This window comes from Enterobacter sp. EC_50 (assembly GCF_019584525.1).
In the GTDB taxonomy this organism is placed as follows: Bacteria; Pseudomonadota; Gammaproteobacteria; order Enterobacterales; family Enterobacteriaceae; genus Enterobacter; species Enterobacter roggenkampii.
In genome coordinates this window covers 325,764-339,362 of record NZ_VDAF01000001.1, presented here as the reverse complement: position 1 = coordinate 339,362, position 13,599 = coordinate 325,764, and the positions used below count along the sequence as shown (strand labels likewise).

15 protein-coding genes and 1 other annotated feature are annotated in these 13,599 nt (G+C 57.6%); of the genes, 4 read left to right on the top strand and 11 right to left on the bottom strand.

The window, feature by feature from the left end; genetic code table 11:
• Nucleotides 1–84 precede the first annotated feature (84 nt).
• Nucleotides 85–717, top strand: coding sequence for an outer membrane protein OmpW (gene ompW / locus FHC48_RS01560; protein WP_059365071.1), 633 nt, complete (start codon nucleotides 85–87; stop codon nucleotides 715–717).
• Between the two features lie 46 nt (nucleotides 718–763).
• Here the strand turns inward: ompW and FHC48_RS01555 are convergent, their stop codons facing one another.
• The 9 genes from FHC48_RS01555 to trpL form a co-directional block, all read right to left on the bottom strand.
• On the bottom strand, nucleotides 764–1,102 hold the full coding sequence (locus tag FHC48_RS01555; protein ID WP_071787681.1) for a hypothetical protein: 339 nt from the start codon (nucleotides 1,100–1,102) through the stop codon (nucleotides 764–766).
• 126 nt (nucleotides 1,103–1,228) lie between these two features.
• Nucleotides 1,229–1,462, bottom strand: coding sequence for a sulfurtransferase-like selenium metabolism protein YedF (gene yedF, locus FHC48_RS01550; protein ID WP_003856774.1), 234 nt, complete (start codon nucleotides 1,460–1,462; stop codon nucleotides 1,229–1,231).
• A complete protein-coding gene (yedE, locus tag FHC48_RS01545; RefSeq protein ID WP_059365072.1) occupies nucleotides 1,459–2,670 on the bottom strand; it encodes a selenium metabolism membrane protein YedE/FdhT in 1,212 nt (403 codons plus the stop codon). Before yedE ends, yedF begins: the two co-directional genes overlap by 4 nt.
• A gap of 181 nt (nucleotides 2,671–2,851) precedes the next feature.
• On the bottom strand, nucleotides 2,852–3,661 hold the full coding sequence (gene trpA, locus FHC48_RS01540; RefSeq protein WP_023344339.1) for a tryptophan synthase subunit alpha: 810 nt from the start codon (nucleotides 3,659–3,661) through the stop codon (nucleotides 2,852–2,854).
• Nucleotides 3,661–4,854 carry a tryptophan synthase subunit beta gene (trpB, locus tag FHC48_RS01535; protein ID WP_008502804.1) on the bottom strand — a complete coding sequence of 398 codons (1,194 nt, stop codon included), beginning with the start codon at nucleotides 4,852–4,854 and terminating at the stop codon, nucleotides 3,661–3,663. Before trpB ends, trpA begins: the two co-directional genes overlap by 1 nt.
• 10 nt (nucleotides 4,855–4,864) lie before the next feature.
• Nucleotides 4,865–6,223, bottom strand: a complete 1,359-nt coding sequence (gene trpCF, locus FHC48_RS01530) for a bifunctional indole-3-glycerol-phosphate synthase TrpC/phosphoribosylanthranilate isomerase TrpF (protein ID WP_059365073.1) — start codon at nucleotides 6,221–6,223, stop codon at nucleotides 4,865–4,867.
• A gap of 3 nt (nucleotides 6,224–6,226) precedes the next feature.
• Nucleotides 6,227–7,822, bottom strand: a complete 1,596-nt coding sequence (gene trpD / locus FHC48_RS01525; RefSeq protein ID WP_008502806.1) for a bifunctional anthranilate synthase glutamate amidotransferase component TrpG/anthranilate phosphoribosyltransferase TrpD — start codon at nucleotides 7,820–7,822, stop codon at nucleotides 6,227–6,229.
• Complete coding sequence (locus FHC48_RS01520) at nucleotides 7,822–9,384, bottom strand: anthranilate synthase component 1 (RefSeq protein ID WP_008502807.1); 1,563 nt, start codon at nucleotides 9,382–9,384, stop codon at nucleotides 7,822–7,824. Before FHC48_RS01520 ends, trpD begins: the two co-directional genes overlap by 1 nt.
• 25 nt (nucleotides 9,385–9,409) lie before the next feature.
• Nucleotides 9,410–9,503 (bottom strand) — a sequence feature (Trp leader region).
• The gene (gene trpL / locus FHC48_RS23770; protein WP_106993556.1) at nucleotides 9,480–9,524 is read right to left on the bottom strand and encodes a trp operon leader peptide; all 45 of its coding nucleotides are present in this window, start codon (nucleotides 9,522–9,524) and stop codon (nucleotides 9,480–9,482) included. Its footprint overlaps the feature before it by 24 nt.
• A 139-nt stretch (nucleotides 9,525–9,663) precedes the next feature.
• Here trpL and rnm point away from each other — a divergent pair, with 139 nt between their 5' ends.
• From rnm to rluB, 3 genes are all read left to right on the top strand, one after another.
• Nucleotides 9,664–10,545 (top strand): RNase RNM, encoded by an 882-nt coding sequence (gene rnm, locus FHC48_RS01510; protein ID WP_025913082.1) that lies wholly within the window; start codon nucleotides 9,664–9,666, stop codon nucleotides 10,543–10,545.
• Nucleotides 10,542–11,162, top strand: a complete 621-nt coding sequence (locus FHC48_RS01505) for an L-threonylcarbamoyladenylate synthase (RefSeq protein ID WP_003856793.1) — start codon at nucleotides 10,542–10,544, stop codon at nucleotides 11,160–11,162. Before rnm ends, FHC48_RS01505 begins: the two co-directional genes overlap by 4 nt.
• A gap of 96 nt (nucleotides 11,163–11,258) precedes the next feature.
• A complete protein-coding gene (gene rluB / locus FHC48_RS01500) occupies nucleotides 11,259–12,134 on the top strand; it encodes a 23S rRNA pseudouridine(2605) synthase RluB (protein WP_008502809.1) in 876 nt (291 codons plus the stop codon).
• A 35-nt stretch (nucleotides 12,135–12,169) separates the two neighbouring features.
• Here rluB and cobO read toward each other — a convergent pair whose 3' ends face one another.
• Complete coding sequence (gene cobO, locus FHC48_RS01495; RefSeq protein ID WP_059365075.1) at nucleotides 12,170–12,760, bottom strand: cob(I)yrinic acid a,c-diamide adenosyltransferase; 591 nt, start codon at nucleotides 12,758–12,760, stop codon at nucleotides 12,170–12,172.
• Nucleotides 12,757–13,518 (bottom strand): YciK family oxidoreductase, encoded by a 762-nt coding sequence (locus FHC48_RS01490; RefSeq protein WP_008502811.1) that lies wholly within the window; start codon nucleotides 13,516–13,518, stop codon nucleotides 12,757–12,759. Before FHC48_RS01490 ends, cobO begins: the two co-directional genes overlap by 4 nt.
• Nucleotides 13,519–13,599 lie beyond the last annotated feature (81 nt).

Genomic DNA, 13,599 nt, shown 5'->3' with positions numbered 1-13,599 from the left:
TTAATGTGATCTGTGGCAGATCACTTATTACTCTTTTGTGAGTATATTCTCATCCGCGATTAAAACCACAACGATGGAGCGGATATGAAAAAATTAGCGGTGGCAGCCCTTGTATTAAGCAGTCTCTCTGGCGGCGCGTATGCGCATGAAGCAGGCGAATTCTTTATTCGTGCCGGTTCGGCTACGGCTCGCCCAACTGAAGGTTCGGATAACGTGCTGGGAATGGGCGGTTTTAACGTCAGTAATAACACCCAGTTAGGTTTAACCTTCACCTATATGGCGACGGATAACGTGGGCGTTGAGCTTCTGGCCGCAACGCCGTTCCGTCATCGCGTGGGCCTCGGGCCAACCGGTGATATCGCCACGGTTCACCATTTACCGCCAACGCTGATGGCGCAGTGGTACTTCGGCGACTCAAGCAGCAAGGTGCGTCCATATATTGGCGCCGGTGTGAACTACACCACCTTCTTTGATGAGAAATTCAACGATACCGGTAAAGAGGCGGGTCTGACGGATCTCAGCCTGAAAGATTCGTGGGGCATGGCGGGGCAGGTTGGCCTGGATTATCTGATTAACTGCGACTGGCTGATCAACGCCTCGGTCTGGTATATGGATATTGATACGGACGTACGCTTCAAGGCGGGCGGTCAGCAGCAAAGTATCAGCACTCGCCTGGATCCGTGGGTGTTTATGTTCTCTGCGGGTTATCGTTTCTGATTCCCCGTCAAACTGGCCACAGGGTGGCCAGTTTGCTTTGCTCACGTCAAAACGACGGATAAACCGGCCGCTCATCGAGCTTTACGCAGTGCCTCAGGATCGTTTCCCCATCATATAAGTAGCTGAAAGCGTCGCTGGACAAGGAATGGAAGAGAATATCGCCGTTGGCAAACGGGATCATTTCGGTATCACCCGCACGTTTATGCCCCGCACCGGTTTCAAAATGGCCGCGCCACCGTTCCTGAGTGTGGTCATAAACGTGCAGAATAACCTCGACAAGTCCTCTTTGCGGACAATTAAGACGCAGGAAAGTAGAAGAGAAATTCAGGGACAGCGCGTGGAAGGGAATCAATAAGGCGAAGACCAGTAAAGCTCGTAAATACATCAAACCGCGAAAACCTCCTTCAAAAGGGAAATGAGATTTTACTTAAGTCATAAATAACGTTTTTGCCGTGGATCAAGATGTCTTATAATTCAATACGATAAAGGCCCCTGACGAGGCCCTTAGCGATCATTTTTGAATCAGATAGCGAATGGTTGGGCCATCCTGCTGGATATCCAGCACCGTATACCCGTGGTTTTTCGCATCCAGCGGTATGTTGTTGATGGACTGCGGGCAGTCGCTGACCACCTCCAGAATTTCACCTTTCTTAAGCTGCGGCAGCGCTTCAAGCGTAGCCACCGCCGGATATGGACAGGGCTCGCCAACCATATCCAGACGATAATCAGGCACGATCTCTTTCATGCTGCATTCTCCTGCGTTTCTGTTTTAACGCCCGCACGGCGGAAGAAACGTCTCTCCTGTGCGACGACCAGTAAAAAAGCGACCAACAACAGGGCGTAGGTGACGAGCAGGCCGCCGAGAGGCCCGAAGGTATTCAGCAGATTAACCTTATCCCACCGGGTAGCCAGGACGGGTGACACGTCATCCCAGCAGTACGCCAGGATCGTCGAGCCAATCACATTTCCCAGACCCACCCACCAGTAGTGCACCTGGCCTTCCACGGCGCGATACATCCAGCCGGTTTCACACCCGCCAGCCAGCACGATCCCGAAGCCGAACAGCAGACCGCCAATGACCGCGTTAGGACCGGCCCACATGATTTTCGGTTCGACGCCCAGTTGGACATAGCTGAAGATGCCGATGGCGCTGACCGCCATCCCGGCGATAATCGCTTTCGCCATCATCGTGCGCCCGGTGATCCACATATCGCGAAACGCGGAGGTAAAGCAGATCTGCGCGCGTTCAATGAGCAGACCAAAACCCACACCGAACAGCATCGCCAGACCGAGCTTAGGCTGGTTCAGGGCGGTGCAGAGCGCCCATGCCGCCATGGCGAAAAAGACCAGCATTCCGAGGCGGAAACGGCGGCGGGCCTGAGAGGGCTTCTGGGTCAACGGAGACGCTGCGCTGACTTTTGTCATTTTCACTGGAATACGAAACAGCGGCAGCAGGGTGAATTTTGCGCCAAAGTAAGAGCCGATGGCCGTGGCGACGGCAAAGAACCAGGCGTGAAGCGAAAACTGCGGGATCCCGGTAAAGAAGGCGGCAAGGTTACACCCCATCGCCAGACGCGCGCCGAAACCGGCAATCATGCCGCCGACAACCGCCTGCAAAATGCGGATCCGGCTTTTGGGCATACGCAACTTAACGTTATTTGCCCACAGCGCGGCCGCGAAACAGCCGCCGAACATGCCGATAATCATCATCCCGTCGATGCGGGTAAGCGGGGTGCCGTCCAGATGAATGAGTTTAAAGTAACCCCACTCTTCGGCATGCACGCCAGCGAGTTGCAGCAATTGACCACCCCAGCGGGTGAACTCGCCGGTCACGGCCCAGAAGGTGCCGGTTATGCCAAAATAATAAGTAGAGAGAATGCCTGCCGCGATAACGGCCGGAACGGGTGACCAGAACTTAACCAGGTAAGCCTGTTTGAAGGATTGCCATGACATGAATAAGCCTCTGAACTCAGAAGGATTAAAGATAAAAAAGAAACCAGATCATACGCTTACACGACAGTTTGAAAAGCCATTCACACCGAAAATATCGATAGGATCAATTTTGATGTCATTCTTTGTTGAAGACGGGGAAGAAAAGGTAACCGTCTGGCAAGGGTGCCAGACGGTGGAGGGGTCAGGCTTTACGCGTTGCCGCCTTCATGGCGGTCACAAACGCCTTCAGCTCGGCCAGCATCTGCTCGGGCTTGTCCACGTTCTTCTCGATGATCTTCACAATCGCAGAGCCGGAAATGGCACCCGCAGCCTTCGCGTCAATCGCCGCGGTGACCTGATCCGGAGAGGAGATCCCGAAGCCCTGCAGCGGCGGCGCGGCATGGTACTCGGCCAGCTTTTCCACCAGATGATGCAGCGGCAGGGCCGCTTTATTCTCGGCACCGGTCACGCCTGCGCGGGAGAGCAGATACGTGTAACCGCGCCCGTAAGAGGCTATCTGGCGCAGCAGTGTGTCATCGGCGTTCGGCGGGCAGATGAAAATCGGGGCGACGTTGTGACGCATCGCCGCCTGGCGGAACGGCGCGGACTCCTCGACCGGCACGTCGGCGACCAGAACAGAGTCGACGCCCACGCGGGCGCACTCGGCGTAAAATTCATCGATACCGCGGTTGAACACCAGATTGGCGTACATCAGCAGGCCAATCGGGATAGTGGGGTGCTTCTGACGGATCGCTGCCAGCATTTCGAAGCACTGGGTTGGCGTCACGCCCGAAGCAAACGCGCGCAGCGTCGCATTCTGGATAGTCGGGCCATCCGCCAGCGGGTCAGAGAACGGGATCCCCAGCTCCAGCGCATCGGCACCGGATTCAATCAGGGTGTCGATGATCTTCAGCGACTGTTCAGGGCCCGGATCGCCCAGGGTGACGAAGGGAACGAACGCGCCTTCCTGGCGGGATTTCAGTTCTGCAAATACGTTATCGTAGCGTTCCATCAGATTTCCCCTCGTGCTTTCAGAATATCGTGAACGGTGAAGATATCTTTGTCACCGCGTCCGGAAAGGTTGACCACCAGCAGCTGCTCTTTTTCCGGATTGTCTTTCATCATTTTCAGCGCATGGGCCAGAGCGTGTGAAGATTCCAGCGCCGGGATGATCCCTTCGCTGCGGCACAGCGTTTTGAACGCTTCCAGCGCTTCGTCATCGGTAATGGAGACATAGTCCGCACGACCGGTGCTGTTCAGATAGGCGTGCTGCGGTCCGACGGACGGGAAGTCGAGGCCAGCGGAGATAGAGTAAGACTCTTCAATCTGGCCTTCATCGGTCTGCATCATCGGGGATTTCATGCCGAAGTAGATCCCCACGCGGCCATGCTTCAGCGGCGCGCCGTGTTCACCCGATTCAATGCCGTGACCCGCAGGCTCGACGCCAATCAGACCCACGCGGGTGTCGTCGATAAAGTCTGCGAACATGCCGATGGCGTTAGATCCGCCGCCGACGCAGGCGATGACCGCATCCGGCAGACGACCCTCTTTTTCGAGGATCTGCGCTTTGGTCTCTTCCCCGATCATGCGCTGGAATTCACGCACGATGGTCGGGAACGGGTGCGGGCCCGCCGCGGTACCGAGCATATAGTGCGCGGTTTCGTAGCTGCCAGACCAGTCGCGCAGCGCTTCGTTACAGGCATCCTTCAGCGTCGCGGAGCCGCTGTGCACCGGGATCACTTCTGCACCCATCAGACGCATACGGAAGACGTTCGGAGACTGACGCTCAACGTCTTTCGCCCCCATATAGATGCGGCATTTCAGACCGAGCAGGGCGCTGGCGAGCGCCGAGGCCACGCCGTGCTGGCCTGCGCCGGTTTCGGCGATGATTTCGGTTTTGCCCATACGCTTCGCAAGCAGCGCCTGGCCCAGCACCTGGTTAGTCTTGTGCGCGCCGCCGTGCAGCAGGTCTTCACGCTTAAGATACAGCGTGGTTTTCGTGCCTTCCGTCAGATTGCGGCATTTGGTCAGGGCCGTTGGGCGGCCTGCATAGTTTTTCAGCAGGTCGGTAAATTCCGCCTGAAATGCCGGATCCTTCTGCGCGCTCACAAACGCTTCTTCCAGCTGGCGCAGCGCGGGCATCAGGATTTGCGGGACGTACATCCCACCGAACTCACCAAAATACGGGTTAAGTAATGTCGTCATCTTCTCTTCCTTAATATGCACGCAGAGTTTTAAAAACCGAGGCCAGTTTGCTGGCATCTTTACTACCCGGCTGGGACTCTACGCCTGAATTGAAATCGAGGCCTGCGCAGCCGGTTTTCGCGGCTTCTACACAGTTGTCCGGGCTTAATCCGCCCGCCAGCAGGACGTTGTCCAGTTTTTCGCCGTTCAGCAGAGACCAGTCAAAACGCTGGCCGGTTCCGCCCTGACCGTTATCGAGGACGTATTTATCCACGTGGTTCAGGTTACGCGGGGGCAACGTATCGTCAACGCGTTGCGCTTTCCAGATCTGTACCTGCGGTGCCAGCGTGGCGCGCAGGGCATCGATATAGGCCTGATCTTCATCGCCGTGAAGCTGCACTGCGCTCAGGGATAACGCGTCGGCTTTTTCAACCACCTCGGCGATATCCGCATTGCGGAACACGCCAACATAGCTGAGTGGTGCCGCGGCGATGACCTTACGCGCCTGCTCTTCGCTGACCGCGCGAGGAGAGGAATCCACAAAAATCAGCCCGCCATAAATCGCTCCGGCTTCATACGCGGCCTGGGCGTCCTGTTCGCGGGTTAAGCCGCAGACTTTGTTTTCACCCAGCAGCACGCGACGTACTGCCGCATTGAGATCGTCATGTTCCATCATGGCGGAGCCAATCAGGAAACCGTTGGCGAAGTGGCTCAGCTCGCGCACCTGGGCGTAGCTGTTAATGCCGGATTCGCTGATCACCGTGACGCCAGAGCCCAGATGCGGCGCCAGCTGGCGCGTGCGGTTCAGGTCAATGGACAGGTCACGCAGATCGCGGTTGTTAATGCCGACCACTTTGGCTTCCAGCGCAATCGCGCGCTCCAGCTCCTCTTCATTACTCACTTCGGTCAGCACGCCCATTTTCAGGCTGTGCGCGACGGCAGAAAGCTGGCGATACTGCTCATCGTCAAGCACCGAGAGCATCAGCAGGCAGGCGTCGGCCTGGTAAAAGCGCGCCAGCCAGATCTGATACGGGTCGATAATAAAGTCTTTGCACAGGATCGGCTGCGGCGCGATGCCGCTGACGATCGGCAGAAAATCGAAGCTGCCCTGAAAATATTTCTCATCCGTCAGCACGGAGATGGCTGAGGCATGATGCTTATAAATGCCGGCAATGCGTGCCGGGTCGAAATCGTCACGGATAACGCCTTTAGACGGAGACGCTTTTTTGCACTCAAGAATAAACGCGGTGCGCGCACCCTGCAGGGCGTCATAGAAACGACGGCTGCTCGGGACGACGTCGTTCTGGAAACTGGCAAGCGGCTGCTGTTGCTTGCGGGCTTCCACCCAGATGGCCTTATCGGCAACGATTTTCGCTAAAACGGTCTGCATTCTTTACCCTCTTGCCGCAAGTGCGGTAACGCGATCGTAAGCTGCACCGGAGCGCAGTACATCCAGAACTTTTTGAACGTTGGCCTTAAGGTCTTCCTCACCGTGCAAACGCATCAGCATGGCGACGTTGGCGGCCACGGCGGCCTCATGGGCGACCTCTCCCTTACCTTGTAATAAGCGCGTCAGAATGTCACGGTTTTCTTCCGGGGTACCGCCTGCCAGCGCTTCCTGGTGATACGGAGTTAAACCAAAGTCAGCGGCTTCGAGCTGGTAGCTCAGGATTTCACCGTCGCGCAGTTCGGCTACCAGCGTCGGCGCATGCAGTGACACTTCGTCCATTCCGCCGCTGTGCACCACGGCGGCACGCTGGTAACCCAGCACGCGCAAGGTCTCGGCAATCGGCAGGACCAGTTCCGGACTGTAGACACCGATTAGCGCCAGCGGCGGATGGGCCGGGTTGATCAGCGGGCCGAGCACGTTAAACAGCGTGCGGGTTTTCAGCTGCTGACGAACCGGCATTGCGTGGCGGAAACCGGTGTGATACTTCGGCGCAAACAGGAAGCAGACGCCCAGGTCATCCAGCGCTTCACGGGAACGTTCGGCGTTCATATCGAGATTAATGCCGAAAGCCGCGAGCAAATCAGACGAGCCCGACCGGCTGGACACGCTGCGGTTACCGTGCTTCGCCACCTTCAGGCCACACGCTGCGGCCACAAAGGCGCTGGCGGTTGAAATATTGATACTGTTGCTGCCGTCACCGCCGGTGCCGACGATATCGGCAAACGGATAGTCCGGGCGCGGGAACGGGGCGGCATTTTCCAGCAGTGCCGTGGCGGCACCGGCGATCTCCTGCGGGCTTTCACCGCGGACCTTCATGCTCACCAGCGCGGCTGCGAGCTGTTCTGGCTTCAGCTCACCTCGAACCACGGCGGAGAAGAGCTGGTGGCTCTCCTGCTGGCTCAGGGTTTGTGCCTGGTACAGTTTTTCCAGAATCGGCTGCAGGGTGTTGGTCTGCTCCAGCTTCTGTAACGCCCAGTCCAGGGTTTGTTCCAGCAGGCGGGCGCCGTGGGAGGTCAGGATGGATTCCGGATGGAACTGCATCCCGCAGACGCGATCCGCGTCGTGACGTACCGCCATCACCATCCCTTCAAACGAGGCGTTGATCGTCAGCCCGGCGGGAATGTTGCTGCCGACCAGCGAGTGGTAGCGCGCGACCGGAAGCGGATTCGGCAGCCCGGCAAACATTGCCTGGCCGTCATGTTCAATGCTGGAGGCTTTACCGTGCAGGATCTCGCCCGCCTGGCCGACGTAACCGCCGTAGGCTTCCACGATTGCCTGGTGACCAAGGCAGATACCGATAATCGGCAGCTTGCCGCGCATGCGGGTTAGCAGTTCGGGCATACAGCCCGCTTCGCTCGGCGCGCCCGGCCCCGGGGAGAGCATCAGCACCGGGTTTTGCATGGTCGCCAGACGGTCAATCAGGGTCTGCGCCGGGACGTGGTTGCGGTAGATAACGACGTTGTGACCATTCGCACGCAGCTGATCTGCCAGGTTATAGGTAAAGGAGTCGATGTTATCGAGCAGCAGAATGTCAGCCATCAGAAAATCTCCTGTGCGTGGTGTGCGGTAGCGATGGCGCGCAATACCGCGCGTGCTTTACTGCGGGTTTCGTCAGCTTCAGACTGCGGAACAGAGTCAAGAACAATCCCGGCGCCGGCCTGAACGGTGGCAATACCGTCTTCGACATAGGCGGAGCGGATCACGATGCAGGTATCGAGGTCACCGTGGGCCGTAAAATAGCCCACCGCGCCGCCGTAGCTGCCGCGACGGCGTCCTTCGGCGGCGGCAATCAGCTGCATGGCGCGCACTTTCGGCGCACCGCTCAGGGTGCCCATGTTCATGCAGGCGCGGTAGGCGTGCAGCACGTCGAGGTCGTGGCGCAGCTCGCCCACCACGCGGGAGACCAGGTGCATCACGAACGAATAGCGGTCGACTTTAGTCAGGTCCGCCACGTAGCGGCTGCCCGGGGTGCAAATACGGGCCAGATCGTTACGCGCCAGGTCAACCAGCATCAGGTGCTCGGAGAGCTCTTTATGGTCGGTGCGCATTTCCAGCTCGATGCGGCTGTCGAGATCGCGATCCAGCGAGCCGTCGGCGCGACGTCCGCGCGGACGGGTTCCGGCGATCGGGTAGATCTCAATCTGGCGGCTGGTGGCGTCATATTTCAGCGAGCTTTCCGGCGAGGCGCCGAACAGCGTGAAGTCGTTGTCCTGCATAAAGAACATGTACGGGCTTGGGTTGCTCTTTTTCAGCACGTCGTAAGCGGCCAGCGGGGACGGGCAGGGCAGAGAGAAGCGACGGGACGGTACAACCTGGAAAATTTCCCCGGCGCGAATCGCCTTTTGCATCTGGCGAACCACGGCACCGTATTGATCGTCGGTCTGGTTCACATCGCAGGTCATCTTCTCGACGCGCTGCACCGGTAGCGCAGGCGGTGCTTCCGTCATTTGCTGCTGCAGTTGGGCAATGCGGTGCTCCAGACGGGTTTTCTCAGCGCCAGAAGGCGTGAACAGGCTGGCCTGGATACGGGTGTACTGTTTCTGATGGTCGATCACCAGCAGGGTTTCGGCCAGATAGAAACAGTAGTCCGGGCAGCGATTGCCCTGCTCGGTTTCCGGCAAATCTTCAAATCCCGCGACCAGGTCGTAAGCAAACAGCCCGCCAAAGAACATCGCTTCACGCTCATCGTGCGGAACGGTGACCAGGTTTTGCAGCAGGCGGAAGGCATCAAAGACGGACAGGGAACAGAGGCGCGCGTCTTCATCTAACAGTTGGCTAACCGGCGGGAAATGCAGAATGCGCATTTCTGGATGACGTTCGTTTTCGATGCCTGAAGGCAGGGCGGCATCAAGCAGCGGCAGAAGCGATGCGCCATTGTCTGACAAAGCCTTAATAGTGACAGTGTCACCTAAGGCGGTAATGCGCAACGCGCTGTCGACCAGCAGAAGGCTTTTCAGATCGTCCTTGCTGTCGATGTCCGCAGATTCCAGCAGCAGCGTTGCCGGGCGTGCCCCGCACACCTGATGAAACAGCGCGGTCGGGTTGTGGCGATAGGCCGCCTCGCAGGTCAGCAATTCGAGATGGGGTTTGGCTGTTTGCATGTTGGTGTTCTCATTTATTCTGTTCAAAAAAAAGCCCGCTGAGTAGCGGGCGGGTATCTGTTTGCATTTCGCAGACGCGTGACACTGCCCGAAGATCAGGAAGTACGCCACCAGCCGTGCAGAGTGAAATGTGCTGTCATTTTCAGATACCTTTCTCGTGTGAACTTGCGTACTAGTTAACTAGTTCGATGGCGTGTTGTCAACCCTTGATTTCAGAATTTCACGTTAAGTCGGTATCATGGCGGTTTCGGATGTCTTCAACCTGTTATGGGAAGTGCTTTGAGCGATACCACCTACGCGATTATTTATGATTTACACAGCCATACTCAGGCCTCTGATGGCCTGCTGACACCCGAAGCCCTGGTTCATCGTGCCGTTGAAATGCGCATCGGCACGCTGGCGATAACCGATCACGATACGACGGATGCCATTCCGGCTGCGCGCGCCGAGATTGCCCGCTGCGAGCTGGCACTCAATCTGGTGTCCGGCGTCGAGATTTCGACCGTCTGGGAAAACCATGAGATTCATATCGTTGGCCTGAACATCGATATAGACCATCCGGCACTTATTGAGTTTTTGCAAGAACAAAAAACGCGCCGCAACCAGCGCGCAGAGATGATCGGCGAGCGTCTGGAAAAGGCACATATTCCTGGCGCGCTGGAAGGTGCGCAAAAGCTGGCGAACGGCGGGGCGGTTACGCGCGGTCATTTCGCCCGTTTTCTGGTAGAGGCGGGGAAAGCCACGACGATGGCGGATGTCTTTAAAAAGTATCTGGCGCGCGGGAAAACCGGATACGTTCCGCCACAGTGGTGTACAATAAAACAAGCTATTGATGTGATTCATCATTCTGGCGGTAAGGCCGTGCTGGCCCATCCGGGGCGGTATAATCTTTCTGCTAAATGGCTGAAAAGGCTGCTGGCGCACTTTGCCGAAAACGGTGGTGAGGCGATGGAAGTCGCCCAGTGTCAGCAGGCACCCAACGAGCGCGCGCAGCTCGCGACCTATGCCCGACAGTACGGCCTGCTTGGCTCACAGGGTTCTGATTTCCATCAGCCCTGCGCCTGGATCGAACTGGGGCGCAAGCTCTGGCTGCCCGCTGGCGTTGAGCCGGTCTGGCAGCTCTGGGAACAGCCGCAGCAAATTGAAGAGAGGGAAGTATGAGTCAGTTTTTCTATATCCATCCGGATAACCCGCAGCCACGCCTGATTAACCAGGCCGTGGAGATCGTCCGCAAAGGCGGCGTGATTGTCTACCCGACCGATTCCGGCTACGCGCTGGGCTGCAAAATTGAAGATAAAGGGGCGATGGAACGCATTTGCCGCATTCGCCAGTTGCCGGACGGCCATAACTTTACCCTGATGTGCCGCGATCTCTCTGAGCTGTCCACCTATGCTTATGTGGATAACGTGGCGTTTCGCCTGATTAAGAACAACACGCCGGGCAACTACACCTTCATCCTGAAAGGAACGAAAGAGGTGCCGCGCCGTCTGCTGCAGGAAAAACGCAAGACTATCGGCATGCGCGTGCCGTCGAACCCGATTGCGCAGGCGCTGCTGGAAACCCTCGGTGAACCGATGCTGTCTACCTCGCTGATGCTGCCCGGCAGCGAGTTTACCGAGTCCGATCCGGAAGAGATCAAAGATCGTCTGGAGAAGGTGGTCGAGCTGATTATTCACGGCGGTTATCTCGGCCAGCAGCCGACCACCGTGGTCGACTTAACCGAAGATGCACCGGAAGTGATTCGTGAAGGCGTGGGCGATGTAAAGCCTTTCTTGTAATGGTATAAGCAGATATACTACGCGGCCATCAAAGCAGGGCTCGGCCCTCTTTTGACCTGATTCGACGCCTGTGAAGGCGACACCTGAGGAAGCTCAATGAGCGAGAAGTTACAGAAAGTGCTGGCGCGTGCCGGCCACGGTTCACGCCGTGAAATCGAAGCCATTATTGAAGCGGGCCGCGTGAGTGTGGACGGTAAAATCGCCACGCTGGGTGACCGCGTAGAAATCGTACCGGGGCTGAAGATCCGTATCGACGGTCATCTTATCTCCGTGAAAGAGTCCGCTGAGCAGATCTGCCGCGTGCTGGCTTACTACAAGCCGGAAGGCGAGCTGTGTACCCGCAATGACCCGGAAGGTCGCCCGACGGTGTTTGACCGTCTGCCTAAACTGCGTGGCGCTCGCTGGATTGCCGTTGGCCGTCTGGACGTGAACACCTGCGGTCTGCTGCTGTTTACCACCGATGGTGAACTGGCAAACCGTCTGATGCATCCAAGCCGTGAAGTGGAACGAGAATACGCGGTGCGCGTGTTCGGCCAGGTTGACGAGAATAAACTGCGCGATCTGTCGCGTGGCGTTCAGCTGGAAGACGGTCCTGCGGCGTTCAAAACCATCAAATTTACCGGTGGGGAAGGCATCAACCAGTGGTATAACGTGACCCTGACCGAAGGCCGCAACCGCGAGGTGCGTCGTCTCTGGGAAGCGGTAGGCGTGCAGGTTAGCCGCCTGATCCGTGTCCGTTACGGCGACATCCTGCTGCCAAAAGGCCTGCCGCGTGGGGGATATACCGAACTGGATCTGACCCAGACCAACTACCTGCGCGAGCTGGTCGGCCTGACGCCGGAAACCACCTCTAAAGTGGCGGTGGAGAAAGATCGTCGCCGCATGAAGGCGAACCAGATTCGCCGTGCGGTGAAGCGTCACAGCCAGGTGAGCAGCAACCGCCGCTCTGGCAGCCGTAATAACAACGGTTAATGTAAAAGCCCGGTGAAGACACCGGGCTTTTTTCTTTAGTAATCAATCCCCATCTGCGCTTTGATGCCCGCATCAAACGCATGTTTAACCGGACGCAGCTCGCTGACGGTATCTGCCAGTTCCAGAATATCCCGATGACACCCGCGGCCCGTAATGATAACTGTCTGATGGGCGGGACGGTTTTTCAGTGCGTCCAGCACGGCTTCCAGCGGCAGGTAGTCGTAGGCGACCATATAGGTGATCTCATCCAGCAGAACCATATTCAGCGAGGGATCGGCCAGCATTCTTTTGGCGTGCTCCCAGACGGCCAGACAGGCTGCGGTATCGGTTTCGCGGTTCTGGGTGTCCCACGTGAACCCGGTCGCCATCACCTGAAACTCAACGCCGTGAGGCTCAAGCAGATTACGCTCGCCGTTAGGCCACTCACCTTTAATAAACTGGATAACGCCGACCTTCTGCCCGTGGCCGACGGCGCGTGTCGCCGTGCCGAATGCGGCCGTGGTTTTCCCTTTGCCGTTGCCGGTAAAGACGATGACGATCCCGCGCTCGTCCTGAGCGGCCGCGACGCGCGCATCAACCTGTTCCTTCAGACGCTGCTGGCGCTGCTGATGACGTTCTTCACTCATTGCGAGATTCCTGGTTTACGGCCCGGCTGGGCGTCAAAGGTCATCCCGGTTTTGCGGCGGCTGTCGTCGCCCATCAGCCAGAGATAGAGCGGCATAATGTCTGCCGGCGTTTTCAGCTTCTGCGGGTCTTCCGTCGGGAAGGCGCTGGCGCGCATTTTGGTGCGCGTACCGCCCGGGTTAATGCAGTTTACGCGCAGATGGCGACTCTGGTACTCCTCTGCCAACACCTGCATCATGCCCTCGGTTGCGAATTTTGATACGGCATAGGCACCCCAGTTTGCGCGCCCCTCACGGCCTACGCTGGAGGAGGTGAACACCAGTGAACCCGAATCCGATTTGAGTAATAAAGGAAGGAGTGCCTGGGTCAGGAAAAACGTCCCGTTGACGTTGACCTGCATGACCTCCTGCCAGATCTCGGGATCCTGTTCATCCATCGGGCGAACTTCGCCAAGCAAGCCGGCATTATGCAGTACGCCGTCCAGGCGCGGGTAATGGGTGCTGATGCGGTGAGCAAGCTCCTGACATGACGCGGGCGTGCAGGTGAGCAGATCGAGCGTGTACCAGCGAGCAGGAATCCCACCTGCGGCTTCAATCTCCTGCGCCACCCCTTTAAGTTTTTCTTCGTTGCGGCCGGTCAGGATGACGCTCGCGCCATACTCAGCGTAGGTCAGCGCCGCTTCACGGCCAATCCCGTCGCTGGCCCCAGTGACAAGAATGATGCGGTTCTGCAGCAGATTTTTTTGCGGTTGATAATGCAAGGTGACTCCTCGGCGCACGGTGACTTAAACACGCCTTCTTTTGTGACTTTTCGGCTTTATGCCCGAATTCGCCTGATAATT

Coding starts and splice junctions, on each gene's coding strand:
- FHC48_RS01555 (WP_071787681.1), bottom strand. CDS start 1,102: ATGTATTTACGAGCTTTACTGGTCTTCGCCTTATTGATTCCCTTCCAC.
- trpB (WP_008502804.1), bottom strand. CDS start 4,854: ATGACGACATTACTTAACCCGTATTTTGGTGAGTTCGGTGGGATGTAC.
- yedF (WP_003856774.1), bottom strand. CDS start 1,462: ATGAAAGAGATCGTGCCTGATTATCGTCTGGATATGGTTGGCGAGCCC.
- ompW (WP_059365071.1), top strand. CDS start 85: ATGAAAAAATTAGCGGTGGCAGCCCTTGTATTAAGCAGTCTCTCTGGC.
- FHC48_RS01520 (WP_008502807.1), bottom strand. CDS start 9,384: ATGCAAACAGCCAAACCCCATCTCGAATTGCTGACCTGCGAGGCGGCC.
- trpCF (WP_059365073.1), bottom strand. CDS start 6,223: ATGCAGACCGTTTTAGCGAAAATCGTTGCCGATAAGGCCATCTGGGTG.
- yedE (WP_059365072.1), bottom strand. CDS start 2,670: ATGTCATGGCAATCCTTCAAACAGGCTTACCTGGTTAAGTTCTGGTCA.
- trpD (WP_008502806.1), bottom strand. CDS start 7,822: ATGGCTGACATTCTGCTGCTCGATAACATCGACTCCTTTACCTATAAC.
- rluB (WP_008502809.1), top strand. CDS start 11,259: ATGAGCGAGAAGTTACAGAAAGTGCTGGCGCGTGCCGGCCACGGTTCA.
- FHC48_RS01505 (WP_003856793.1), top strand. CDS start 10,542: ATGAGTCAGTTTTTCTATATCCATCCGGATAACCCGCAGCCACGCCTG.
- cobO (WP_059365075.1), bottom strand. CDS start 12,760: ATGAGTGAAGAACGTCATCAGCAGCGCCAGCAGCGTCTGAAGGAACAG.
- trpA (WP_023344339.1), bottom strand. CDS start 3,661: ATGGAACGCTACGATAACGTATTTGCAGAACTGAAATCCCGCCAGGAA.